This window comes from Sporosarcina sp. AD_1 (genome assembly GCF_057373025.1).
Genome location: NZ_JBPVIR010000001.1, coordinates 500,281 through 524,153, shown reverse-complemented (window position 1 = coordinate 524,153; position 23,873 = coordinate 500,281). Strand labels below are relative to the sequence as shown.

Sequence of the window (23,873 nt, the reverse complement as noted above, 5' to 3'; positions counted from 1 at the left end):
GATGACGGTCATAACAAAAAAAGAACAGGTCGTAGAAAATTATCACGGCACATTAGTTGCTGATCCATACCGTTGGCTGGAAAATCCGGAAAATGAAGAAGTTATACAGTGGGTGGATGAGCAAAATGAAAAAACACAAAGTTATTTGAGCACCTATCCGAATCGAAATGAAGTGAAAGAAAAACTCGTCAATGTTTGGAACTTCCCTAAATATTCCGTTCCTCGAAAAGAGGGAGAGTATTACTATTTCCATAAAAATGATGGTCTTCAAAATCAAGCAGTTTTCTATCGTACAAGCGATTTGCGATCTGAAGATTTGGAAGTCGTCCTTGATCCAAATACGATGAATGAGGAAGGGACTGCAGCTATTACCAATTTGTCGTTCACAAAGGACGGAAAGCGACTCGCTTATGGTATCTCTTTGAACGGCAGTGATTGGCAGGAAATCTATATTCGTAATTTGGAAACTGGCGAAAATGAGACGGATGTGATCAAGTGGTGCAAATTCAGCAGCATTGCTTGGAACGAAGAGGGAACCGGCTTTTATTACAACCGTTTTCCGGAACCTGGTACTGTGCCTGCTGATGAAGAAAGCTTTTATAATAAAGTATTTTGGCATGAGCTCGGGACTCCGCAGGAAGAGGATATCCTCGTTTTTGAGGATCGAGACAATAAAGAGCATTCATTCAACCCGTCTTTCTCGGACGACTATCGATACCTAATCCTGAATGTCTGGAAAGGAACGGAAAATAAGAGCCGTATTTATTATAAAAAGCTGGATGAGGATGGAGACTTCGTCAAATTGCTCGCCAATGATGACGCTCGGTATGATTTCCTTGGTAATGACGGAACAAAATTTTATTTCGTTACCAATCTGGATGCGCCGAAGGAAAAAATTATCGCCATTGATGTGGAACAGCCAGCGAAGGAAAACTGGGTCGATGTCCTTCCGGAACAAGAGGATGTTCTAAATTTTGCGGATATCATCCATGATCAATTCATCGTTTGCTATTTGCACAATGCGCATTATAAGCTGAAAGTATTCCACAAAGACGGCAGCCTGGACAAAGAGATTCCCTTGCCAAACTTTGTTTCAATCTCTGGTGTGCAGGGCAAGCGGAAGGATAATGTCATGTATATTGGCTACACATCCTATCTCGCGCCTTCAACTGTTTCGCGCTATGATTTTACAACTGGGGCATTGGATCCGGTATTCGGACAAACTTCCCAGTTTGACACAGAGAATTTTGAAACGACACAAGTATTCTATGAATCAAAAGACGGGACAAAAGTTCCTATGTTCCTGACCCACCGAAAAGGCTTGGAATTGAACGGCCAAAACCCGGTACTGCTCTACGGTTATGGAGGTTTCAATGTCAGTTTGACGCCAGCCTTCTCTCCAGCTCAGCGCATGTGGATCGAGCAAGGTGGCGTATATGCAGTAGCCAATCTGCGTGGCGGCGGGGAATTCGGAGAAGAATGGTACAAGGCTGGAACACTGGAGCGGAAGCAAAATGTGTTTGACGACTTCATTTCGGCTGCGGAATGGCTAATTTCCAGCGGCTATACATCGGTCAGCAAACTGGCTATCATGGGTGGAAGCAACGGCGGCCTTCTTGTAGCTGCATGCATTACACAGCGTCCAGATCTGTACGGTGCGGCTATTTGCCAAGTCCCTGTCATCGACATGCTCCGCTATCATAAGTTCACGGTGGGCCGCTATTGGGTGACGGATTATGGCAATGCTGAGGAAAGTGCGGAACAATTCGAGTACATGTACAAGTATTCGCCGCTGCATAATGTGAAAGAAGGCACGGAATATCCACCGACCTTAATCACAACTGCAGATACCGACGATCGCGTTGTGCCGTTGCATGCGAAGAAGTTCGCTGCCACGCTGCAAGAAGCCCAGCAAGGCGACAATCCGATTTTGCTGCGAGTGGAAAAAAACGCAGGGCATGGTCTTGGCAAGCCGACTGCGAAAATCATTGAAGAACAGACAGATGTCTTTTCTTTCCTTTTTAAAACTTTAGAAGTCTGAACAAAATAATAAAAAGCGACGGGATATGCAACTCCGTCGCTTTTTTACTGCTTTTTATTAAAATGCTGTCACTTTTGCCGATCTTGCCGTTCCCAGAGGCTCAGAGAGGGATACGGATCGAATGCCCATTCAGTCCGTCCATTGTATTTATAGACTCCATAATGCAAGTGGGGCGGGAATTTTCCAGATGTTCCTTCTTTCCCGTATCCGGAACTCCCGACGAAACCGATTACCGTTCCCGGTTCCACTACATCTCCTTCTTTTATTTCCTTATTGAAGTAAGCTAAGTGGGCATAATAATGATACGTATTGTGATTGTCACGGATACCGATCCGCCATCCGCCATAATTATTCCAGCCCATCACTTCTATGACTCCGTAAGAAGCAGACATGACTGGCGTGCTATAGCCGGCAAAAATATCGGTTCCTTCGTGAATGCGGCGTCCACCCCATCCCCGGCTGGCACCCCATGTGCTCCGGTACGTATAATTATATCCTTTTGGAATAGGGAACCGATGTTCATCAAGCTCGATGGTTTCAAAACGGGAATACAAGGTGGCGATCGCCATAATTTGATTGACCGTCGTTTCTTGTTCATACAATTGTTCCAACGCTATTTTGAAGTCATCTTTGGAGGATCCATATACGCTCAGCACTGAATGGAGAGTGAGCAGCAAATCATCTGGGTTGGATTTATCGGCTACCCCGTCACCATCTCCATCCATCCCTATTCCGTCGAAATACGTGATGGATTCGATTGAGTTATTTTGGGCATCCGGATTAACCGCTCCGATCCAGTCCTCATCAGTAAAGCGCAGTGCAAGCGGACCGTCATTTTTCTCAATATCCTTCCGTACTTGTTGAATATTCCGTTCGTATTGATCGATGGCCGCTAAATAATACCAAGGGACCAATTCGTCGGAATAGCGCAAATATAGATCCATCCGTTCGCTAGGTGACAGTTCAACTTGATCGTTTGCCATAATTTTTTGCTTTTGCAAGGCAAAAATGCTCATGAAAACAAATAATCCAATAAAAGCACGACGCATTTACACAAATCCTCCTTTGCCTTGTTAGCGTTCCCGCTTTTCCCTGAACCATGTATGTACTATTGAACAATAATTCTCTCAATAATCACTTGTTTTAAGATAATAAATAAATTACAATATAATAAAATCGGGCAGGGAGGTGACTTGTTATGAAAGTGTTCGATTTACATTCGGATTTATTCACGGATATTGCCATGCGGAGGAGTCAGGGAGAACGTCGTGTATTTGATCGCCTACATTATCCGAAATTGAAAAAGGGACATGTCGATTCAGTTTTGTGCGTCATTTGGGTGGAACGTGAATTTCGTAAAACGCCCCTTGCGCGCTTTCGATTCCTATATGACCATGTAATGGCGGACTTGGCGGAATCTGAACATGCAGCCGTTTGCAGGACAGTCCACGAGATGGAAAACAACAGAGACACAGATCAAGTGAAGGTGTATTTAGGACTGGAGGGTCTCACATTCATGGAGGCATGGGAAGGCGCATCCATGGAAGAGAGAGTAACCAATGCCTTTCATGAATTGGATCAGGAAGGTTTTCATCATGCCATCCTCGCTTGGAACGAGCATAATTTTCTTGCCAGTGGAACAGGTGCGGACAACGGGCATGATCCGAAGGGACTTTCGCCAGATGGTATAGCAGCCGTTAAAGAAATGGAACGGTTGAACTGGTTGATTGATGTCTCCCATATGGATGAAAAGTCGTTCTGGGACATGGAGCGTCACGTCAACGGAACTCTGATTGCTTCGCATAGCAATGCCAGGTCGATTTGTGATCACGAACGCAATTTGACTGATAACCAATTGAAAGCGATTGCACAAAAACAAGGCCTTATCGGTCTGAACGCTCATTATGAATTTATTGATCCCGAAAAACCGTCCCTTGACCGGCTTGTCGATCATGCGGTGTATATCTCCGATTTGGTCGGCACAGAACACTTGGCATTTGGTTTCGATTTTCTGGATTTTTTAGCACCTTATGACACGACAGTGGGAGCTGGAGGGAAAACAGCCGGATTCGAATCTGCTCTGCAAGTGCCGGATTTATTGGATCGAATGGCGCAAAGGGGATTTACCCAGCAGGAGATCGAGCGCATCAGCTTTGGTAATGCAATGGAAGTAATGAAGCGGCATATGACGAAGTAAGAATAGAAAAGGGGAAATAACCGTGGAGAATACACTTATCAAGTCAGATGATTTGATTACGTTATGGGGTATTATTGTCGTTTGGGCGGCAGTAAGTATTTATTTGGAACAACGATTTACGTGGGCAAGCAAAGTGTCCGGCGCTATCATCGCATTAGTCGGGGCAATCATCCTGTCTAATACGGGTGTAATCCCGACAGATTCACCGGTGTATGATTCCATTTGGGCATTTATTATTCCGCTGGCCATTCCGCTATTATTGTTTCACGTGAACTTTAAGAAGATTTGGCAGGAAAGCGGACGGATGCTGATCATTTTCCTGATCAGCTCCATCGGTACCGTTGCAGGAACAATCATCAGCTTCTTCCTCTTGAAGGACCATATTCCGTATTTAGATAAAATCGGAGGCATGATGAGTGCATCCTACGTTGGAGGCGGTGTCAACTTTGCCGCAATGGCCGGTAAATTTGAAACGCCAGGGGAAATGGTTTCCGCCACGATTGTCGCAGACAATCTGATGATGGCACTATATTTTGTCGTTCTAATGATCATTCCCACGATGGCGTTTTTCAGAAAACGCTATTCAACTCCGCATGTGCTGGAAGTTGAAAAACAAAGCGGCGAACAAGATGGTAAGACACTGGCAGAAAACTTCTGGTCGAGAAAAGATATTTCACTGAAAGACATGGCTTTATCCATCGGGTCTGCATTCTTTCTCGTTATCATTGCATTTAAACTGGCGGCTTTCCTGGATGGCATTATCCCGTCTGGAGAAGATGTATCATTCTTCTATAATTTATTGAATGGATTGTTCGGAGATAAATATTTGATCCTGACAACAATCACGTTCATCGCTCTAGCGCTGTTCCCGAAATATTTTGAAGGAATCAATGGCAGTCAGGAAATGGGTACGTTGCTCATTTACCTATTCTTTGTTGTCATCGGTGTACCGGCTTCTATTCCGTTGATCATACAAAATGCACCACTATTGCTTGTGTTCGTAGCCATTATTGTAATTGTAAACATGCTTGTTTCTTTAACAGCAGGCAAGCTTTTGAAATACGATTTAGAAGATATCCTGCTTGTGAGCAATGCAAATATCGGCGGACCGACAACTGCGGCTGCCATGGCCATCGCAAAAGGATGGAAAAACCTGATTGGACCGATTCTTGTCGTCGGTACCATCGGTTATATTATCGGAAACTACATCGGAACGACGTTAGGTTTGTGGTTTGCCACAATGATGTAATAGCAGAAGGACCCGTTAGCGACTAACGGGTTTTTCAATTTATCGCAAAATATGGTATGATGGCGAAAATGTAATAGAAGAGGCGGTACTATGTTTGATGGACTGAAAATCAAAACATTGCGCACTGAGCAGCAGCTGTCCTTAAAAGAGTTGGCTGCAAAGTCAGGTGTCAGCATCAGTATGATCAGCCAAATCGAAAGAGGCAACACAGACCCGACGTTGACTACGCTCTATAAATTGTGCAAAGGCTTGGATGTTTCCATTTCCACGTTGTTGGGAACGGATGAACAAACGACACAAATTGTAAGGAAAGAGGAAAGAAAGACGGTTGATTTTCCTCAATCCAATTCAAAGTATCATTTATTGACCCCTATTAATGAAGGTTCTATTGAAATGATCTTAATTCAAATGGAACCTGGACAACAGGATCAGCAATTGGTGGAGCATGCAGGGGAAGAATGCGGATTTATCCTGTCTGGTGAAATGACCATTGTCCTTGGGGAAGAGGAATACATTTTGCGGGAAGGGGACAGCATCCGTTTCAAGAGTGCGACGCCCCATCGTTTTGTAAATCATACTGATCGAGTCGCGACTTCCATTTGGGCCATGACGGGAAGGGTGCTATGAAGCATCGGACGTAGGAAGTCATCTTGACCCGTGATATACTGATACGTATAACGATACATACAATAAAAGGAGTGCAGCGATAATGGAGAAACTGCAGTCGAAAGAACAATTTGAGCAACTCAAAAATGGAGAACGGACCATCTTTATGTTTTCAGCAGACTGGTGTCCGGATTGCCGAGTAATCGAACCGATTTTGCCGGGCTTAGAGGCGGATTTCCCGGAATATGAATTTATCTATGTAGATCGGGATGAATTTATCGATATTTGCCAAGAGATGGATATCTTCGGGATTCCGAGTTTCATCGGATTCCATGAAGGCCAGGAAGTAGGGCGTTTCGTCAGCAAAGACCGGAAAACCCGCGACGAGATTGAGAAATTCATCAATAGCCTTTCAGCCTAATACCATGAGGGGGCTGAAAAAGTCCACCATATCATACTGGCGAGTTTAGGATGCAATAGCATACCTAAGCTCTTTTTTTAGGTAACGTGCAACGCAATCATTCTGCAAAGGGAAAAGGGATATGCCATTGGCACACCCCTCCATATCCCCTATGTCTGCTTTTAGTCGTTAAGAAAAGCATAGAGCCGTTCAGGGTAATCCGTAAAAATAGCTTGGACACCGGCCTGCTGCAGTAGACTTGCATAGTTCTCCTCGTTTACGGTATACGCTCTTACGGGAATGCCGGCTTCATAAACTTCCCGATAGGATGGCCGGATAGCAGTAGGAAACAATAAATGGTATGCATCAGCTGGGATGTTCTTCAAGTACTCGAGCGGCTGAACGAGCACTTCCATAGTGAGCGCACCCGTTTCAATATGCGGAGCGAGCCGTTTCGCTTCTTGAATGGCACTGTGATCAAAAGAGGATAGGACGACTCTTGATTCCAATTTATGCGCCTTAATGAGCTCCAAAACCTTTGCGGTCATACCCTCATAAGGAAAGATATCAGATTTTAATTCAATGTTTACATGATGATGTGTGGATTGAAAGAGATGAAGCACTTCTTCTAGTGTTGGAATCTTCTCTCCTTCGAAGTCAGGTGAAAACCAACTGCCGAAATCATACTCTAGTAATTGAGCGAGCGTCAGATCCTTGATATAGCCTGAACCGTTTGACGTACGGTCAATCGTCTCATCATGAATAACGACAAGCTCTCCGTCCTTCGTCAAGTGAACATCGAATTCGACTCCGTGAACGGGGAGCCGGGCAGCCTCTTGGAATGCTGCTAGTGTATTTTCGGGGAAAGTGCCGGACGCTCCCCGGTGTGCATAAATCAACATGGACATCCCTCCAAATTTTCTGATGAATTAACTATATCATGAACAAGGAAAAAGACTGTCCATCGGCAATGATGAAACAGTCTTTTTAAAATGGCAAATAGAATACTAGTAAGGAAATTGGCCATTCTTCGGTATCTTCCGTTCTAGGCTGCTGGTTGTCTGGCCACTGTGAATAAAAGTGGATGATGCCGTTTGCTCACGTTACCAATCCCTGTTTTCCTTAATCTCTTTCATTAATATTTCCGCGCCTTGGGGACTGATATACATGCCATTGGAAAGCCGTTTATTTTCTGAAGAGATGATGCCTGTAACAACACATGCTTCATCCACCACGTATTTTCGCAAAATGATCATATCATCATCAACGAATATTTCCATTGGAGCGCCCTTTTCCAACTGTAATGTATTTCTCAATTCTTTTGGAATGACAATTCGTCCTAAATGGTCTACTTTTCTAACAATACCTAAACTACGCATGTTGAATATCCTCCTTTAGTGAATTATCCTATTAATTACGAGTATACCAGTAATTTTGAAGAAAACCAAAAATATGAATATACTCTTCTGCCATTTCCTTATTTACTACTATTCCTTAAATCATTCATTTAAAACTTTCCAGAGGCTTTATTTCTGGTAAAATAATTAAGGCTGTTATGGAAAGGAGGCAGGAAGATGTCAAATCGTTATGTAAAATCGACGTTTTTCGACTATCTATTAATCATTTTGGGCGCTTCGCTTGTCGGATTGTCCTTTAATATCTTTTTATTGCCTTCGCGCATTGCGGCAGGGGGCATATCAGGTGTCAGCACGATCTTATATGAGTTGTTTGGTTTCAATCCCGCGTATGTCCAGTGGATTATCAATATCCCGTTAATCATTTTAGGTTTGCTGCTCGCAGGCAAAGAGTTCAGCACCAAAACGCTAGTCGGTACTTTTTTTGTCCCGTTTGTCATCTGGCTGACGGGTGGCATTGAACTTTCGGTTGATAACCCGCTGCTCAGTTCGATCTATGGAGGAATTCTTCTAGGGATCGGCTTAGGCATTGTCTATCGTGGGAATGGTTCAACAGGAGGCACAGCGTTAATCGCCCAATTGCTCAAGAAATACACAGGGATTTCAAGCGGATTTTCACAGCTTATCGTTGACGGGGTTGTCGTAATTACTTCCGCTTTCGTTTTCAACTTTGAACTGGCGTTATATGCTTTAATGTCGATTTATGTGACCAGCAAAGTAATCGACTTCGTTCAGCTTCAGACGTCGCCAACCAAATTGGTCCTTATAATTACGGAAAATGAGAAAAAGGTGCAGGAAATCATACAAAATGAAATCGACCGAGGATTGACGAAAGTTAAATCGACCGGAGGATTTTCAGATAATGAAAAAACAATGATTTTCTGTGTGGTCGAGCAATCGGAAGCTGTGTACTTGAAAAAGCTGTTGCAGACGGCAGAGCCTTCTTCGTTCGTCATTTTCTTAAATGCATCGGAAATACTCGGACTTGGGTTTTCAAAAGCGAAGAGATACCAGTGAGTGACCGCTAGTTGTGAGGTTCATTTTCATGAATTAGCAAATGAAAGGTTTGCCGACTTTTTAAACAGATTGACTTTATTGCGATTGTGGAAAGTGCTGACCATGAAAGTTTAAGAAAAATTTTAAAAAACTTTAGGCAAACTGTCTGAAAAGTGATATACTACTCCGTAATAGAATAATTCTTATCAAGAGAAGCTGAGGGATTTGGCCCGATGAAGCTTCAGCAACCTCTGCGTATGCAGGAAGGTGCTACCTCCAACAAGAAGTTCAACTTGATCTTTTTCGCATCGTTAGTAAAACGTCAGTGAAAAAGCTGTGCATGTCATTCGCGGAATGGCCCTGCCGGATTCAAGTTGATGCCTCGGTGATTGGATGTTTGGAATTCAGGATGCAGTTACAAACCGCCTTAAGCGGATGAATGCATGCGAAGAATCCGAACATCTGGAATACCGTGGGTACTTGATTCTTGAGAGATAAGAACGACCGGAAAATTCAAGCCTCGTTCCTATTTCTTTAGGAACGGGGGTTTTTTATTTGAATTGCCACGACAGAAGAGGGGGAGATTGTATGCCAATTAACATACCGAAACATTTACCGGCAGGCGAGCTATTGAAAGAAGAGAAAATATTCATCATGGAGGAGGATCGTGCGACCACGCAAGATATTCGGCCACTAAATATCATCATTTTGAATTTAATGCCAGAGAAAGAACGGACAGAGCTCCAATTATTACGGTTGCTTGGGAATACACCATTGCAAGTAAATGTGAATTTCCTAAATACCGCTACATATGAATCAAAAAATGTGAGTAAAAATCATTTGGAAGAGTTTTACACGACATTTGAACATATTAAACATCGCCGATTCGATGGAATGATTATTACGGGTGCACCGATCGAGCATATGCCTTTTGAAGAGGTCATTTATTGGGAAGAACTGAAGCAGATTATGGATTGGTCCAAAACGAATGTCACGTCTGTTTTGCACATTTGCTGGGGGGCGCAAGCAGCACTGTATCATCATTATGGCATTGATAAATATGATTTGCCGAAGAAATTGTCCGGTGTTTACAGCCATAGTTTGACGGATTCGACCGTGAAGCTTGCAAGGGGCTTTAACGATATTTTTGCAGCACCGCACTCAAGATATACATCCGTATCCGTTGAGGAAATTGAACAGGATCCTCGACTCCAACTGCTCGCTGTGTCTGAAGATGCCGGAGCATTTATCGTGTTATCCAAAGATGAAAAGCATATTATGGTTACTGGCCATTTGGAATATGATGCGACGACGTTGGCAGAAGAATATGAGCGTGATGTCCAAAAAGGTTTGGATATCGATGTTCCTGCCAATTATTTTCCGAACGATGATCCGGCCAAGCAGCCGATGAACACATGGCGTTCCCATACACATCTGCTGTTCTCAAACTGGCTGAACTATTATGTTTATCAAGAAACACCATTTGTATGGGAATAAAGCTTTACAGAGAAAAAAGGCGCATTTCTTTAAGGAGATGACGCCTTTTTTCGTTACCCTCCTAAACGAAACCATCCGTATAATTATCAGATGGTAGTGGCACACTCGTATAATGGAGGTGCTGCGTTTTGAATATGAATGAATTTCTTGAATTTGATTTTTGGGAAATGACGATGCGAACATTAGCGTCCTTTATCGTGCTGCTTCTGCTTGCACGTTTAATGGGTAAAAAGCAAATTTCCCAGCTGACTTTTTTCCACTACGTAACAGGCATCACGATTGGTTCGATTGCTGCTGCCATTGCCAGTGAATCCGAAACCCCCTATTTCAATGGATTGTATGCGATGATTTTATGGGCTTTTTTAACTTATTTGATGAATTTCTTAGCATTGAAGTCGAAAAAAGCGAGAATTTTACTCGACGATACGCCGACAATCATTATGCATAAAGGGAAATTGAATGAAGACGCAATGAAGAAGTCGCGCCTGCACTTGAACGATTTGAATATGATGCTGCGAGAGCAGGGGATTTTCTCCATTAAAGACGTGGAATATGCCATATTAGAGACGAACGGGCAGTTAAGTGTAATGAAAAAGGCTGGCCAAGAACCGGCGACCAAAAAAGATGTAAAAGCACCGTCTCCAGAACCGAAATTTGTGCCAACTGAAATTATTTCAGATGGGAAAATTGTTTCCAAAAACTTGACAGAGCTCGGACTGACGGAGGAATGGCTGTACGATCAATTGAAAGCACAAGGAATTGGCAAGGCCGATCAGGTTTTTTATGCGGAAGTCCAGACTGACGGAAGTTTGCATATCGATCAACGCTCCTAAGAACCCCAATTCCGTAGCTCGATAAATTCGATTATTATTGATTGTTGTCATGAATTATTTTGTGCAAAATGGTTGAATCCAATCTTCCATGCAAGCCTTTTTCTCAGGCTGTCTTGGAGGATTGGATGTTTTTACATAATCAAGGCAGCAAACGCGGTAATTGGATGGATATAGCTCACCACTTGCTTTTTACTGTATATGTAGTAAAATGAATGACAGTCATTCAGTTGGAGGGAGATAAATGGCTCAAAATAAAAAAGAGATGATTGTACGGGCAGCAATTGAAGTTTTCCGCAATAAGGGAATCGAAAAAACCAAAATATCGGATATCGTACAAGTAGCTGGGGTCGCCCAAGGAACTTTTTATTTATACTTTCCGTCTAAGCTGTCGCTCATGCCTGCGATTGCCGAAGTGATGGTTGAAAAGACGATGGAAATCTTGCGGTCGGCTGTATCGGAAAAAGCTTCTTTTTCGGATCAAATGCAACAGTTCGTTGAAGCCATCTTTAAAATCAATGAAGAATACCATGAGATTCAGGCCCTTATATATTCCGGACTGGCATCAACAGAGCATCTAAAGGAATGGGAAGCTGTTTATGAACCCATCTATGTATGGCTAAGTGAAAAACTTGATAAAGCGAAGGACTCTGGAGAGATCCGTAATTCAATTCGATCTGCCCATACTGCGAAATTAATTATTGGACTTGTCGAATCCGCAGCGGAACAGATTTATCTTTATGATTCACAAGCGGAAAATATGGCGGATACGCAAAAGAAGGAAGTTAAGGAATTCCTCAAACATGCCTTGCAGATGGAATGAAATTGATTGTATCCTCCTCCAAGGCTAATTACGCAATAAAATGACTGATAGTCAGTCAGTTAGGAGACAACAATGAACAAATCATGGCTATATGTAGCAATGACCAGTTTCTTTGAATTGGTCTGGATTTACGGTTTTAATGTGGCAAGCGTTTGGTGGCACTGGATCCCAATTGTATTTTTCATTTTTGTTGATTTTTACTATTTATCGAAGGCTTGTGAGAATTTGCCGACAGGTACAGTGTACGCAGTATTTGCGGCGGTCGGTACAATCGGCACCGCCTTGATGGACGTCTTTCTTTTCGGTGAAACATTGAGCGGCGGAAAAATCTTCTTTATCGCCATTCTTGTGGCGGGAGTAATTGGATTGAAGATAGCAGATGGAATCGAAGAGAAAAAAGCAGTTGGCGAGGTGAAATAATGGGCTGGTTATTTGTAACTTTAGCTGCAATCAGTGAATTTGTCGGCGTAATTTATTTAAAAAAATATAGTGAGAAGAAGAGTCTGAGCCGAGGACTGCTTTATATGGCTGGATTCGGAGCAGCATTTCTCTTCTTGTATTATTCATTTAACTATTTACAAGTGAGCACGGCTTACGCAGTATGGATCGGTGTAGGGACTGCGGGAGCTGTACTCATCAATATGATGTTCTTTAATGAGTCCAAAAGCCCCGGAAGGATTTTCAGTGTATTGCTGATTGTCATTGGAGTTGTTGGAATCAAAGCATTGTCATGAAAGAGGGTTGTGGGAAATCTATCGTATGATTTCCCACTTCTTCTCTAAAGCCACAGCTTCCAGTTTTGCATCTGGCCGGACAGCGACCGGATTTCCGACGGATTGAAGGACAGGCAAATCGGAATAGCTGTCCCCATACGCATAGCTTTTCGACCAATCGACATCCTTATCAGCAAGGCAAGATAATATCTTCTCCGTTTTACGATCCCCTTGAATATGATAAATCGCCCGGCTCGAATCAACGATTTCATTATTAAATGGAACATCAGTGCCGATGATCTGATCAAATTGAAATTCACTGGTCACTTCATGAAGAAACGGTGTGTAAGCGCCAGATACAAGCATTGTGTAATCCCCATTTTTGCGGTGTTCCCGATAACGCTCAACAACGTTCTCATTAAAATCTTTTTGAATAGCTGGTTTCATTTCTTGAAAATACTTGTGTATCTCTTCTCTAGATAATTCTTTCAGTGCATTTAAATAGATTTGCATAGACCGTTCTTTCATTTTGGATTCAGGGAGCAGTTTTAATTTATAGCTGATATACGGCTTAAGAATGGTGCGGAAAAATGGTTTATACAAAGGGTTGTAGGTCGGGTGGCTTTTTAACTGATCCATCAAGAGCTGGAATGTTTCATTTGCATAAAATGTTCCGTCAAAGTCAAAAATAGCGATTCGCATATGAGGCTCCTTCGGCAATTGCTGCCAAGTTTCTTTTCTACCGATCATACAGTGTTTGTGTTGGAGAAGCAATTCAAGGATAATATAAAGGACTAAAGGAGGTTCCACATGCAGAAAAAAGGACCAAGGAAAGCACAAACAGCAAGTCCCCATACATCTGTTTTTCAAGTGAAGCAAACGCAGGAACTATTGCCGTTTTTATTGGAAGTCTTATCGAAAAACAGCCGAAACTCAGTAAAGTCCATATTGTCTAGAGGGCAGGCAAGTGTAGATGGTGTCGTAATTACAAGACATGATCACCCATTGCAACCGGGACAAACTGTCGAGATTGTGAAAAATAGAGCAGCCAAAGGAGAAAGTGAACTGGAAGGGATTTCAATTCTTTTCGAAGATGACGACCTGCTTGTCATCGATAAAGAGGCGGGCCTGCTTTCGGTATCAGCTAAGGATAAAAAGGAAATGACAGCTTTTAGCCAAGCTGCCAGCTATGTTAGAAAAATGAATCCGAAAAGTAGGATCTTTGTGGTCCACCGTCTGGATCGGGATACTTCCGGTGTATTGGTTTTCGCGAAAAATGAAAAGATGAAACAGGACTTACAAAACAATTGGAATGAGCTTGTCCGCAGAAGGGAATACACAGCCCTTGTGGAGGGAAAGGTAAAGAAGGAGGAAGGAACGATCAAATCGTGGCTAAAGGAAACGAAGACGTTCAAAATCTACTCCAGTCCAGTCGATAATGGCGGGCAGCTCGCCATCACTCATTATCGTAAAGTCCGTTCGGCCCAACAATTCACTCTGCTGGAGGTGTTGCTTGAAACGGGCCGTAAAAATCAAATTCGTGTTCATATGGAGGAGATCGGGCATCCCATTGTTGGAGACCGGAAATACGGTTCAACAGTTAACCCGATTAAACGGCTCGGTCTTCATGCCTCTGCATTGGAAGTAATTCATCCGAAAACCGGCAAAGTGATGAGGTTTGAATCAGAAGTGCCTGCAGTGTTTTTCAGGAAAGTAAAATAAAAATAGCAGAACAGGTGCCTAATGGAGGGCACCTGTTTCAGACTGTACACAAAAGGGTTAGAAATCAAAATGATTTCCAACCCTTTTGTACTTAGTAATCTATTAATGAGAAAAATGCCGCAGATTTCCGTTCCGGGCGGGCTTGCCCTAGCCTCCTCGTGACTATGGTTCTATTCTTCTAGCGGCGCTGAAAGCGATAATCCCCTCCATGAGAAGCATAGATACTTGACTTCCCACGAATTCATCACCCGCTCCCAGCAATTATCATTCCAGATTCATCATATTTATATTTCGCACTTTAATCAGGTGTATTAATAAGTATATTTTACTAAATATTTATGCTATATAATCTATATTGACTTTTGGGCGTACTGTAACATACATCGAATTTTATTGAATATAGATTAACTGTTTATTAGTTAACTATAAGAAAGGAGTGTTCCGAGATCAAAAAAATAATTGTTGTGTTATTAATTATTTTAGCGGGTTGTAGTAGATTTTCTTCGTTTAATACTTTTAATCAAGCTCAAGGGAAAGTTACTGTCGATAATAAGGAATTCACAATGGTGATAGCTGATTTTGAATGGAAAGAAAGGAACATAGAGGCGAAAAAAATTAATAGTACAGATATAAATGACTTAGCTGATGAGTTTAAAACATTACAAGTTAAAAAAGGCGATAAATTAAAAATCGAGATTGAAAATAACCCTTCTTCTATAATCCTAAACGAATGGAACGAAGATAATATAAGTAACGTGGTTGAATTTAATGATAATAAAATTATCCTCCCATCAAAAGAAGGATATTATATTTATGAAGTTATTGTAGAATGGCACAACAATGGAAAAGCAACTTATGTTTTTGATATCAATATAAATTGAAATGTATTTTCACTGGGCATGATAGATTTACTATGGCAATGTTTTTGAACAAACAGACCAGACTTTAGACAAACTCGGCCGCAAAATCACCTGTTGCGGAAATGGTGCGGAGGGGCGATCGACCTTTCTTTCATCTAAATTCTACGGTTGGGCGTCCCGGTATCGACCCTGTGCTGATCAAAATGACAGTCATTCAATATATACTCGGAATTCGCTCCATGCGACAAACCATCGAAGAAATAAAAACGATAGTGGCATACTGCTGGTTCAATAAAATAAAAGGATAGGAAATCTTGACGATTTCCTATCCTTTTGTGTACAGGTGCCCAATTGAGGGCACTTGTCTTCAATTATTGAAGATTTGCATTATTATGATTACCCATTTGAACTTGGGTTGGAGCATAAGCATTTAAAATGGCCTGCATATCCTGCTGTGCCAGCTGAGGGACTTGGTAGTAATGATGTTTGTTTTGATAAATGGCAAGCTCATAAGCCATTTCTATGCAGTTTGGAACAGAGTCCGCAAGCACACGGCGCACGACTGGATTTGTTGTTTCCAGTGCAGCCACTGTCTTATGGGAAGCAGATGCTTTTGCGGATGCAAGCAAAAAGCCAGAAATGATTTCATCAGTGATTTCATTTGCGGATTGAATCGGCTTTTTCGGCTGGGACTGCTTCATGCCGTAAATGTAATCGTTGCCTTGTTTCATTTTGTAGCTCTGGGTTGGATGGGATGGATCCTGCCCCGTTTTAAAACATTCCACCGTAATATTGTATTCATCCTGCATGAAACGCAATTGGCGATCCAAAATATCGAGAAGTTCCGGATCTTTAACGTGGGGACGCAGCAATACTGCCTGATTCATGGCTCCTACAGCGGCGTTGAGCACTTCGTGGACATCGAATAATTCATGTCCGCCGTGATTCATCTTTGGGGGCACCTGTCCTGTGTGCATATTTTGGTGTGTTTGGCCAAATGGATTTTGTGTCAAAGGTATTCCTCCTCCTTTATGATGTGCAATCAGGAGTAGTATGGTATCCGCAAACAGAGTTATGCATGGGAAAATGAGAAGATCGTGCGGTTCATGTCATATTCATCTGTCCTTAAAAATATAGTGAAGAAGATGTTCATACGTATGAGGAAAGGCGGATGATGGATGTGCAAATCCACGTGGTGCAAAAAGGACAAACTTTATATGGTATTGGTCAAGCCTACGGAGTCTCTTACGAGAAGATAGCAGCTGCGAATGAACTGTCCGATCCCTCCAGAATTGTTGTGGGGCAAGCATTGGTCATACCGATAACGGGCAGTTATCATTGGGTGCAGCCAGGGGAATCATTGTGGTTAATAGCCAAAAGATACGGTATGACAGCAGAAGAACTGGCAAGAATAAATGGACTGTCCGTGAACGGTATTTTGCCGGTCGGACTGCGGCTGTATATCCCGCCAATGCCGAAAACAGATATAGATGTGCTTGCCTATGTGGAACCGCGAACTCCTGTCAGTGACACGCTCAAGCAGGAGGTTAGAAGAAGATCTCCACAGCTTACCTATTTAGCGATGTTCAGTTATGAGCCGCAACGGGATGGCTCACTAAAGGAACCGCCCATTGATGAGATTCCTTCCATTGCGAGTAAAGCGGGGGTTTTGAATACGATGGTCGTCAGCAACCTGGAGAACTTTGAGTTCAGCTCTGAACTGGCACACGAGCTTTTTGTAAATCAAACGGTGCAAAATCGGTTATTTGAAAATATAGTACAAGTAGCCAGGAAAGTAGGCTACCGGGATGTCCATTTTGATTTCGAATTTTTGAGACCGGGCGACCGGGAACTCTACAACGATTTCCTGCGGAAGGCAAAAGCTCGCTTCAAGCCGGCCGGTTTAACAATTTCCACTGCATTGCCGCCAAAAACAAGTGATAGTAAAACAGGTTTGTATGGTGCCATTGATTTTAAAGCGCATGGGCAGATCTGTGACTTTGTCACATTGATGACATACGAATGGGGATATTCATACAGTGAGCCGCAGCCGGTCAGTCCTTTGCCGGAGGTACGTAAAGTAGTGGAATATGCAGTAAGCCAAATTCCACCGGAAAAAGTCTTTTTGGGACAAAATCTGTATGGATATGATTGGTCAACCCCTTATCCGCCTGAAAGCGGGATACCGGCAAAAGCACTCAGTCCACAGCAAGCTGTCAATTTGGCTATCAACACAAATACGTCCATTCAATATGACTATACGGCCCAAGCCCCGCATTTTACGTATACCGACAACAACGGCGTTCGCCATGAAGTATGGTTTGAAGATGCACGCAGCATTCGTGCCAAATTTAATCTGTTGAAAGAATTCAAGCTGAGAGGAATTATGTATTGGAAGCTAGGCCTATCCTTTCCGCAAAATTGGCTGTTATTGCAAGATATGTTTAATGTGCGCAAACGATAAAGAGAAAAATTGGAACCGTTCATGCAGTCGCTGCATAAACGGTTCCTTTACAATTTATTCTTTTGATATAAAGTTCGATAGGTTTTGGAATAGTTCAAAGTCCGGATTGATCAGTAGAGCAGGTAGGAATGCAAATGTCATGATGATCATCAGATTCGCGCCGATGACAGTCCGTAGGAGTTTGGTGAATTTCATAATGCATCGCCTCTTTCTCTTGATAGGTGTGCTTACAAGGGGCTCTCCGAGTAAGTAGATTTATAATACTCTATCTTCAGAACCTTGTAAATGATTATTTTATTCCCTTGCTGAAACAATCAAAACCTCTTTATTTTGTATGAGATGTTATTAGAAATAAATTTTTTAGAATAAAAATAGTTGTGTCTATTGAAATTTTCAGTAATAATAGCTAAAAACGGAGAAATAATTTCGAAATATCAATTTTGTTGTTTGGATAATTCATTTCTTCGGCACCGATGCAGAAAGGGATGAGGCATATGACAAAATTAGAAGTATTGACAGAGAACCGGAACCGGGCAAACGATTATGTGCATGAAGTATACGAGTTAGTGAAAAAAAGGAATCCGGATGAAATGGAATTTCTGCAGGCAACTAGAGAAATTTTTGATTCACTGCGGCCCGTCTTTGCCAAACATCCGGAATACATCGCCAATGGCATATTGGAACGGATTACCGAGCCGGAACGCATCATCTCCTTCCGGATAGCATGGGAGGATGATAAAGGTAAAGTGCAGGTGAACCGCGGTTTCCGTGTCCAATTCAATAGCGACCTCGGCCCCTATAAGGGCGGCATCCGCTTCCATCCTTCCGTCAACAGCAGTATTATGAAATTCCTCGCTTTCGAACAAATATTTAAAAATGCACTGACGGGCCAGCCGATCGGTGCCGGGAAAGGCGGCTCTGATTTTGATCCAAAAGGGAAATCAGACCGGGAAATCATGCGCTTCACACAAAGCTTTATGACAGAATTAAGCAAATATATCGGCCCGGACATCGACGTGCCCGCAGGCGATATCGGAGTCGGAAAACGAGAGATCGGCTACATGTTCGGCCAGTACAATCGATTGAAGGGCGGCTACGAAGCAGGCGTCCTGACCGGCAAAGACCCGAATCATGGCGGAAGCTTAGGACGAAAAGAAGCGACCGGCTATGGGACTGTCTACTTTGTCGAAGAGATGCTGAATGAAAATGGCCAGTCCATCGAAGGCAAGACGGTCATTGTATCCGGCTCAGGGAACGTTTCCACCTATGCGATGGAAAAGGCGCAGCAGCTCGGCGCCAAAGTCATCGCCTGCAGTGACTCCAATGGATATATAGTAGATCCGGAAGGAATAGACCTTGCCACAGTAAAACGCTTGAAAGAAGTGGAAAACAAAAGGATCGCGGAATATATTAAAGATCACCCGAACGCGGCATACCATCCAGACTGCTCGGATATCTGGTCAGTCGCTTGTGACATCGCATTGCCATGCGCCACCCAAAATGAAATTGATGAAATTTCGGCTCACACGCTCATTGGAAACGGTGTCATTGCCATCGGGGAAGGTGCCAACATGCCATGCACCATCGAAGCGATCAATTTATTCCATGAAAACCGTGTTTTATTCGCTCCGGCAAAAGCCGCGAATGCGGGCGGTGTGGCCGTTTCCGCAATGGAAATGTCCCAAAACAGCATGAGGCTCTCCTGGACCGAAGCCGAAGTGGACGAACGTTTGAAAGTCGTCATGCACAATATTTTTGAAAGCTGCAAAAAAGCGGCAGAAAACTACGGCCACCCCGGCAACTTCGCCATGGGCGCCAATATTGCCGGCTTCTTGAAAGTAGCCAACGCCATGGTTGCCCATGGCATCAGGTAATATGGCCGACCAACGGTTTATAAAGTGAACAGGAGGAGAAAACGAGTTTTCGTTTCTCCTTCTTTTTTTGTTGGCGATGTTTTTTTGGAGAGTGCTCAGGAATTGTAGTCTAGTGCTCGAACATGCGAAAGAGTAATCCAAAGTGGCTGCGAAGTGCTCGTTTATGCGAGAGAGTACTCGAAAGTTGTTGCGGAGTGCTCGTATATTCGGAAGAGTTCTCAAATGTTATTAAGGAGTGCCCGTATATGTGTTTTGAAAGTCGTTGCCGAGTTCTCGCATATCCGGGAGAGTGCACAAAAGTTATTGCCTAGTACTAGCAATAACCGAACCGCTCGTATAGTACCGTGTACCGCTCGTATCTGCTGGCGAACCTCTCGAATAAGCACCTTAACCGCTCGTATCCGTCTGGGACCGCTCGTATATTTCTCGAACCGCTCGTATCTGCTGGCGAACCTCTCGTAAAATTACCATAACCACTCGTATCCGTCTGGTACCGCTCGTATCTGTTCTGCTACCACTCGTATGAGCTGTCGAACCGCTCGTATCTGTTCCCCAATGCATTCAATTCTCCGGCCGAGTATGCCCATTTCACTTATTCTGCCAGAACCGCTCGTATCTGCTGTCGAACCTCTCGTATAAGTACCATAACCGCTCGTATCTGCTGTCGAACCTCTCGTATAAGTACCATAACCGCTCGTATCTGTTCTGCTACCGCTCGTATCTGTTCTGCTACCACTCGTATAAGCTGTCGAACCGCTCGTATCTGTTCCCCAAGCCACTCAAATCCCCAGTCGAACAGGCCCATTGCCAGCACTGCTCATTTCAGAAATTGCTCCTATCTGCTTGTACGTCCGCTTTCCAGCACATCATTCGAAACTCCACTAACCCTTAATAAAACTCACTTTCATTTCTTACAAAATGCAATACTTGCAATTCGAATAAAGTATGTTATTATAAAAATACATTAAGTTGAATAAAAATACATCGATGAATAAAGGAGGACGTCATTATGACAAAGAAAAAAGTGGTGCTTGCGTATTCGGGTGGTTTGGATACTTCAGTGGCGGTTCAATGGCTGACTGATCAAGGATATGAAGTGGTAGCTTGTTGCTTGGATGTTGGGGAAGGGAAGGACTTGAATTTCATCCAGCAGAAAGCGTTGCAGGTTGGCGCGGTCAACAGCTATGTGATTGATGCAAAGGAAGAGTTTGCGAATGAATACGCATTGCTCGCGTTGCAGGCACGGACGTACTACGAAGATAAGTATCCACTCGTTTCTGCTTTGTCGCGTCCTCTCATCTCGAAAAAGCTTGTAGAGGTGGCACACAAGGAAAATGCGACAGCGGTCGCCCATGGATGCACCGGAAAAGGAAATGACCAAGTTCGCTTTGAAGTGGCGATCAAGGCTTTGGATCCTTCATTGGAAGTCATTGCGCCAGTTCGGGAATGGAGCTGGTCCCGTGAAGAGGAAATCGAGTATGCTAAGGAGAAGAATATCCCGATTCCTATCAATCTCGACAGTCCATATTCCATCGATCAAAACTTATGGGGACGCAGCAATGAATGCGGTATTTTGGAGGATCCTTGGGCTGCGCCGCCAGAAGATGCATTTGGTTTAACGACATCAATTGAAAACGCGCCGGATGAGCCGGATTACTTGGAAATTGAATTTGCAAAAGGCGTGCCGGTGAGCTTGAATGGGAAAAATTATCCACTTAGTGAGCTTATCTTACAATTGAATGAAATAGCCGGGAAACATGGAGTCGGACGGATCGACCATGTGGAAAACCGTTTAGTAGGAATCAAATCCCGTGAAGTGTATGAGTGCCCAGGGGCTGTTACCTTGCTCAAGGCTCATAAGGAACTGGAAGACATCACATTAGTGAAAGATGTCGCCCACTTTAAACCAATCGTCTCACAAAAGCTAAGTGAACTTATCTATAATGGACTTTGGTTCTCTCCACTTCGTGAGGCGCTGGAAGCCTTCATCAAAGAAACGCAGCAATATGTGAACGGCACGGTGCGCGTGAAATTGTTCAAGGGCCATGCCATTGTGGAAGGCCGTAAATCTGCTAATTCTCTTTACGATGAAAAGCTTGCGACTTATACTTCGGATGATCAATTCGATCAGTCTGCGGCAGTAGGTTTCATTCAACTTTGGGGCTTGCCGACAGAAGTGCATAGTACCGTCAATAAAAAACAAAAGGTAAAAAGCTGAACGGGAATAGGACTTTTGGTCAATATAAATAAAAGTTGATTCAAAATATGGTTCCGTGAGTGATGAAAAAATAAATATTCCCTCTATATTATTAGTCGGCAGAAAAGCGATGCCCATTACGGTGGGGTTCACTATTCTGCCGATTTACTTGTTCTGGCATCATTTCTTTTCAGCCAAGGAAGATGATGAATATAAAAATGCTCTATGATTACGATTCCCTAGTGACTACTAACTAGTAACTAGTTGGAAATATTCAATTCTTTTAAAAAGGGAACATTCGTCACAGCTTTATAGTAGAATTTCAATGATGTGTGAAAATTAACCAATGATAGATAGGAGAGAACTAATGGTGGAACAACAACAAGAACAGAACACAGGAGGAAAGAGAAAATCACCGAAGCTGCTCATTATTTTATTGACTGTATTATTTGTTGCAGCGGCAGGGAGTGTTTCGGCTTTCTTTCTGTTGAATAAATCACCAAAGGCGAAATATTTATTGGCTGAAACGCAAACATTGAGCCAAATGAGTGAATTGATTCAAGACCGGTATAAAAATGAAGTAGATTGGCTGGAAGTACAAAAAAAGAAGCCGGTCGAAACGACTTGGGACGTTTCAGCAGAGTGGAATGACCCATCTGCCGGTTATGACATGCAAGAAATTCAGTCCATCGTAAACAGCACGACTTTACAGCTTGGGCAAGTGAAAGACCCTGTGAAAAAAGAGTGGGAAATGAACATGAGTGGCTCACTGGGCAGTGTGGATGTAGAGATCGGCCAAATGTATTTGACGCCGGAACGAATTTTGCTCGCGCTTCCTTTCACAGAGAAGGTACTTCGCTTTGACGACAAGGATTACGGTAAGATGATGAAGGAAACAGATGACTCCTTCACTGGTGATGAAAAGCTGGGCTTATCTCAATTATTTGAGGAGCGCTATGGATTTACAGAAGAATTCCGGTCTTATATTGAAAAAGAATATTTACAATTCCTCTACAAAGAACTGCCGGAGGAAGCATTTACAAGTGAAAAAGAAGAAGTTAGTGTCTTCGGCGACAAGATGAAAGTGGAAAAAGTTGCAATGAATTTGTCTGAAGCACAAGTGAAAGATTTGTTGACGAAGCTGTTTGAAAAAGCACGCAATGACGAAAAATTAAAAGCCTTATTGAAGGAGCAATTGACCCTTTCTTCTCTTGGCGAAGAGGTGCCCAGAGCTGAAGTGGCTGAAATGATCCGCGAATTTGAAGATAGCTTGGATGATGGGCTAAAATCAATGGACAAATTTGTGATGCCTGACGGACTGAAATCCACGGTGTGGCATCAGAAGCGAAGCATTGTAAAACGAGATTTCCTAATGACTGTCGGACCATCTAAAGATGAAGTTGTCACGATCAAAGTAAAAGGCGAACAGCTCTTGAAGCAAGAAGGGCAGAAGTGGAATTATGAAATAACTGGCATCGATGAATATGAGGATGAGGGAGTTCTCGTATTCAAGGGAGATTTGACCTGGAAAGATGGAAAAGCCAAAGACGAAATTTCACTAAGCTTTGACGATGGGGAAGTTCTTTATGAAGGAAATGAAGAGCTGAAAGGGAAGAAACGTACTTTTTCAAGAACGTTCAGTATTAATGACGGCTATTCTACCCCAACAGTTATTTGGAGTGGTGACGCAACTCACGAAAAAGATTCGATGAAAGCTAACCATGAATTCTCCTTTGAAGAAGAATCGCTTGGAAGCAATTCCATCAATCTACATGTGAAACAAGAAGGAAAGATTGTGAAGAAAGTAGATATGCCAGATCCGAAGAAAAATGTTGTTAATCTTGGTGATATGACAATGGATGAGCTTGATACGTTCATCGAAGAAGATTTGCAAGAAGATTTTATGAGATGGCTAGAAGATTTGATGGAAGACTTGCAAAACGAGTTTGACGGTCTTTAATTAATTCCAATCCGTATGAATGGAAGTGA

The 23,873-nt window shown here is 42.9% G+C and carries 23 protein-coding genes, 2 pseudogenes and 1 riboswitch; of the genes and pseudogenes, 18 read left to right on the top strand and 7 right to left on the bottom strand.

All coding sequences use genetic code 11. From position 1 onward, the window contains the following. The first annotated feature begins 1 nt into the window (after nucleotide 1). Entirely contained in the window at nucleotides 2–2,041 is a 2,040-nt protein-coding gene (locus tag ACSW3C_RS02590; RefSeq protein ID WP_486560720.1) for a prolyl oligopeptidase family serine peptidase, read from the top strand. 68 nt (nucleotides 2,042–2,109) lie between these two features. Here the strand turns inward: ACSW3C_RS02590 and ACSW3C_RS02585 are convergent, their stop codons facing one another. Then, complete coding sequence (locus tag ACSW3C_RS02585) at nucleotides 2,110–3,090, bottom strand: M23 family metallopeptidase (protein WP_486560719.1); 981 nt, start codon at nucleotides 3,088–3,090, stop codon at nucleotides 2,110–2,112. A 149-nt stretch (nucleotides 3,091–3,239) separates the two neighbouring features. Between ACSW3C_RS02585 and ACSW3C_RS02580 the strand changes: the two genes are divergently transcribed. The 4 genes and pseudogenes from ACSW3C_RS02580 to ACSW3C_RS02565 all read left to right on the top strand — a co-directional run. Beyond that, on the top strand, nucleotides 3,240–4,238 hold the full coding sequence (locus ACSW3C_RS02580; protein ID WP_486560718.1) for a dipeptidase: 999 nt from the start codon (nucleotides 3,240–3,242) through the stop codon (nucleotides 4,236–4,238). A 22-nt stretch (nucleotides 4,239–4,260) separates the two neighbouring features. Further along, nucleotides 4,261–5,487, top strand: coding sequence for a DUF819 family protein (locus tag ACSW3C_RS02575; protein ID WP_486560717.1), 1,227 nt, complete (start codon nucleotides 4,261–4,263; stop codon nucleotides 5,485–5,487). Nucleotides 5,488–5,577: 90 nt separating this feature from the next. Then, nucleotides 5,578–6,114 (top strand): helix-turn-helix domain-containing protein, encoded by a 537-nt coding sequence (locus ACSW3C_RS02570; RefSeq protein WP_486560716.1) that lies wholly within the window; start codon nucleotides 5,578–5,580, stop codon nucleotides 6,112–6,114. A 46-nt stretch (nucleotides 6,115–6,160) separates the two neighbouring features. Further along, nucleotides 6,161–6,514, top strand: a pseudogene (locus tag ACSW3C_RS02565) (thioredoxin family protein); the annotation flags it as partial. 161 nt (nucleotides 6,515–6,675) lie between these two features. Here the strand turns inward: ACSW3C_RS02565 and ACSW3C_RS02560 are convergent. Together ACSW3C_RS02560 and ACSW3C_RS02555 are read right to left on the bottom strand one after the other, a co-directional pair. Then, nucleotides 6,676–7,395 carry a glycerophosphodiester phosphodiesterase gene (locus ACSW3C_RS02560; RefSeq protein WP_486560715.1) on the bottom strand — a complete coding sequence of 240 codons (720 nt, stop codon included), beginning with the start codon at nucleotides 7,393–7,395 and terminating at the stop codon, nucleotides 6,676–6,678. A gap of 201 nt (nucleotides 7,396–7,596) precedes the next feature. Continuing rightward, nucleotides 7,597–7,872, bottom strand: a complete 276-nt coding sequence (locus ACSW3C_RS02555) for an AbrB/MazE/SpoVT family DNA-binding domain-containing protein (RefSeq protein WP_486560714.1) — start codon at nucleotides 7,870–7,872, stop codon at nucleotides 7,597–7,599. 195 nt (nucleotides 7,873–8,067) lie between these two features. On the opposite strand from ACSW3C_RS02555, the gene ACSW3C_RS02550 reads away from it, so the two are divergent. The 6 genes from ACSW3C_RS02550 (at nucleotide 8,068) to ACSW3C_RS02525 (ending at nucleotide 12,788) form a co-directional block, all read left to right on the top strand. Then, on the top strand, nucleotides 8,068–8,925 hold the full coding sequence (locus ACSW3C_RS02550) for a YitT family protein (RefSeq protein WP_238082850.1): 858 nt from the start codon (nucleotides 8,068–8,070) through the stop codon (nucleotides 8,923–8,925). 179 nt (nucleotides 8,926–9,104) lie between these two features. Then, nucleotides 9,105–9,190, top strand: a riboswitch (SAM riboswitch). A gap of 302 nt (nucleotides 9,191–9,492) precedes the next feature. After that, a complete protein-coding gene (metA, locus tag ACSW3C_RS02545) occupies nucleotides 9,493–10,401 on the top strand; it encodes a homoserine O-acetyltransferase MetA (protein WP_238082849.1) in 909 nt (302 codons plus the stop codon). 134 nt (nucleotides 10,402–10,535) lie between these two features. Then, nucleotides 10,536–11,234, top strand: a complete 699-nt coding sequence (locus tag ACSW3C_RS02540; protein WP_238082945.1) for a YetF domain-containing protein — start codon at nucleotides 10,536–10,538, stop codon at nucleotides 11,232–11,234. 241 nt (nucleotides 11,235–11,475) lie between these two features. Continuing rightward, a complete protein-coding gene (locus tag ACSW3C_RS02535; RefSeq protein ID WP_486560713.1) occupies nucleotides 11,476–12,054 on the top strand; it encodes a TetR/AcrR family transcriptional regulator in 579 nt (192 codons plus the stop codon). Nucleotides 12,055–12,126: 72 nt separating this feature from the next. Continuing rightward, nucleotides 12,127–12,474: a DMT family transporter gene (locus tag ACSW3C_RS02530; protein WP_486560711.1), complete on the top strand. Its 348-nt coding sequence runs from the start codon at nucleotides 12,127–12,129 to the stop codon at nucleotides 12,472–12,474. Further along, a complete protein-coding gene (locus ACSW3C_RS02525) occupies nucleotides 12,474–12,788 on the top strand; it encodes a DMT family transporter (protein ID WP_486560710.1) in 315 nt (104 codons plus the stop codon). The genes ACSW3C_RS02530 and ACSW3C_RS02525 overlap by 1 nt, the downstream gene beginning before the upstream one ends. 18 nt (nucleotides 12,789–12,806) lie before the next feature. On the opposite strand, the gene ACSW3C_RS02520 is transcribed toward ACSW3C_RS02525, so the two are convergent. Then, nucleotides 12,807–13,469: an HAD family hydrolase gene (locus ACSW3C_RS02520; protein ID WP_486560708.1), complete on the bottom strand. Its 663-nt coding sequence runs from the start codon at nucleotides 13,467–13,469 to the stop codon at nucleotides 12,807–12,809. A gap of 108 nt (nucleotides 13,470–13,577) precedes the next feature. On the opposite strand from ACSW3C_RS02520, the gene ACSW3C_RS02515 reads away from it, so the two are divergent. The 3 genes and pseudogenes from ACSW3C_RS02515 to ACSW3C_RS02505 form a co-directional block, all read left to right on the top strand. Further along, nucleotides 13,578–14,489: an RluA family pseudouridine synthase gene (locus tag ACSW3C_RS02515; RefSeq protein ID WP_486560707.1), complete on the top strand. Its 912-nt coding sequence runs from the start codon at nucleotides 13,578–13,580 to the stop codon at nucleotides 14,487–14,489. 464 nt (nucleotides 14,490–14,953) lie between these two features. Beyond that, nucleotides 14,954–15,370, top strand: coding sequence for a hypothetical protein (locus ACSW3C_RS02510; RefSeq protein ID WP_486560706.1), 417 nt, complete (start codon nucleotides 14,954–14,956; stop codon nucleotides 15,368–15,370). A gap of 131 nt (nucleotides 15,371–15,501) precedes the next feature. Continuing rightward, nucleotides 15,502–15,639, top strand: a pseudogene (locus tag ACSW3C_RS02505) (transposase); the annotation flags it as partial. Nucleotides 15,640–15,720: 81 nt separating this feature from the next. On the opposite strand, the gene ACSW3C_RS02500 reads toward ACSW3C_RS02505, so the two are convergent. Then, nucleotides 15,721–16,362, bottom strand: a complete 642-nt coding sequence (locus ACSW3C_RS02500) for a spore coat protein (protein WP_486560705.1) — start codon at nucleotides 16,360–16,362, stop codon at nucleotides 15,721–15,723. A gap of 167 nt (nucleotides 16,363–16,529) precedes the next feature. Between ACSW3C_RS02500 and ACSW3C_RS02495 the strand changes: the two genes are divergently transcribed. Beyond that, entirely contained in the window at nucleotides 16,530–17,813 is a 1,284-nt protein-coding gene (locus tag ACSW3C_RS02495) for a LysM peptidoglycan-binding domain-containing protein (RefSeq protein ID WP_486560879.1), read from the top strand. Between the two features lie 54 nt (nucleotides 17,814–17,867). On the opposite strand, the gene ACSW3C_RS02490 is transcribed toward ACSW3C_RS02495, so the two are convergent. Continuing rightward, on the bottom strand, nucleotides 17,868–18,008 hold the full coding sequence (locus ACSW3C_RS02490) for a hypothetical protein (RefSeq protein WP_238082834.1): 141 nt from the start codon (nucleotides 18,006–18,008) through the stop codon (nucleotides 17,868–17,870). Between the two features lie 299 nt (nucleotides 18,009–18,307). Here ACSW3C_RS02490 and gdhA point away from each other — a divergent pair, with 299 nt between their 5' ends. Continuing rightward, entirely contained in the window at nucleotides 18,308–19,687 is a 1,380-nt protein-coding gene (gene gdhA, locus ACSW3C_RS02485) for an NADP-specific glutamate dehydrogenase (protein ID WP_486560704.1), read from the top strand. Between the two features lie 464 nt (nucleotides 19,688–20,151). Here the strand turns inward: gdhA and ACSW3C_RS02480 are convergent, their stop codons facing one another. Then, nucleotides 20,152–20,466, bottom strand: a complete 315-nt coding sequence (locus ACSW3C_RS02480) for a hypothetical protein (protein WP_486560702.1) — start codon at nucleotides 20,464–20,466, stop codon at nucleotides 20,152–20,154. Between the two features lie 227 nt (nucleotides 20,467–20,693). Between ACSW3C_RS02480 and ACSW3C_RS02475 the strand changes: the two genes are divergently transcribed. Both ACSW3C_RS02475 and ACSW3C_RS02470 read left to right on the top strand, forming a co-directional pair. Then, on the top strand, nucleotides 20,694–21,905 hold the full coding sequence (locus ACSW3C_RS02475) for an argininosuccinate synthase (RefSeq protein WP_486560878.1): 1,212 nt from the start codon (nucleotides 20,694–20,696) through the stop codon (nucleotides 21,903–21,905). A 346-nt stretch (nucleotides 21,906–22,251) separates the two neighbouring features. Next, nucleotides 22,252–23,844, top strand: coding sequence for a hypothetical protein (locus ACSW3C_RS02470; RefSeq protein WP_486560701.1), 1,593 nt, complete (start codon nucleotides 22,252–22,254; stop codon nucleotides 23,842–23,844). The last annotated feature ends 29 nt before the right edge of the window (nucleotides 23,845–23,873 follow it).

Bases quoted from the DNA above. Each gene is read 5' to 3' on its own strand.
- ACSW3C_RS02560 (WP_486560715.1), bottom strand. From the start codon at position 7,395: ATGTTGATTTATGCACACCGGGGAGCGTCCGGCACTTTCCCCGAAAAT.
- ACSW3C_RS02525 (WP_486560710.1), top strand. From the start codon at position 12,474: ATGGGCTGGTTATTTGTAACTTTAGCTGCAATCAGTGAATTTGTCGGC.
- ACSW3C_RS02550 (WP_238082850.1), top strand. From the start codon at position 8,068: ATGTCAAATCGTTATGTAAAATCGACGTTTTTCGACTATCTATTAATC.
- ACSW3C_RS02470 (WP_486560701.1), top strand. From the start codon at position 22,252: ATGGTGGAACAACAACAAGAACAGAACACAGGAGGAAAGAGAAAATCA.
- metA (WP_238082849.1), top strand. From the start codon at position 9,493: ATGCCAATTAACATACCGAAACATTTACCGGCAGGCGAGCTATTGAAA.
- ACSW3C_RS02530 (WP_486560711.1), top strand. From the start codon at position 12,127: ATGAACAAATCATGGCTATATGTAGCAATGACCAGTTTCTTTGAATTG.
- ACSW3C_RS02540 (WP_238082945.1), top strand. From the start codon at position 10,536: ATGAATGAATTTCTTGAATTTGATTTTTGGGAAATGACGATGCGAACA.
- ACSW3C_RS02580 (WP_486560718.1), top strand. From the start codon at position 3,240: ATGAAAGTGTTCGATTTACATTCGGATTTATTCACGGATATTGCCATG.
- ACSW3C_RS02585 (WP_486560719.1), bottom strand. From the start codon at position 3,090: ATGCGTCGTGCTTTTATTGGATTATTTGTTTTCATGAGCATTTTTGCC.
- ACSW3C_RS02590 (WP_486560720.1), top strand. From the start codon at position 2: ATGACGGTCATAACAAAAAAAGAACAGGTCGTAGAAAATTATCACGGC.
- ACSW3C_RS02555 (WP_486560714.1), bottom strand. From the start codon at position 7,872: ATGCGTAGTTTAGGTATTGTTAGAAAAGTAGACCATTTAGGACGAATT.
- ACSW3C_RS02515 (WP_486560707.1), top strand. From the start codon at position 13,578: ATGCAGAAAAAAGGACCAAGGAAAGCACAAACAGCAAGTCCCCATACA.
- ACSW3C_RS02490 (WP_238082834.1), bottom strand. From the start codon at position 18,008: ATGAAATTCACCAAACTCCTACGGACTGTCATCGGCGCGAATCTGATG.
- ACSW3C_RS02535 (WP_486560713.1), top strand. From the start codon at position 11,476: ATGGCTCAAAATAAAAAAGAGATGATTGTACGGGCAGCAATTGAAGTT.
- gdhA (WP_486560704.1), top strand. From the start codon at position 18,308: ATGACAAAATTAGAAGTATTGACAGAGAACCGGAACCGGGCAAACGAT.
- ACSW3C_RS02520 (WP_486560708.1), bottom strand. From the start codon at position 13,469: ATGCGAATCGCTATTTTTGACTTTGACGGAACATTTTATGCAAATGAA.
- ACSW3C_RS02570 (WP_486560716.1), top strand. From the start codon at position 5,578: ATGTTTGATGGACTGAAAATCAAAACATTGCGCACTGAGCAGCAGCTG.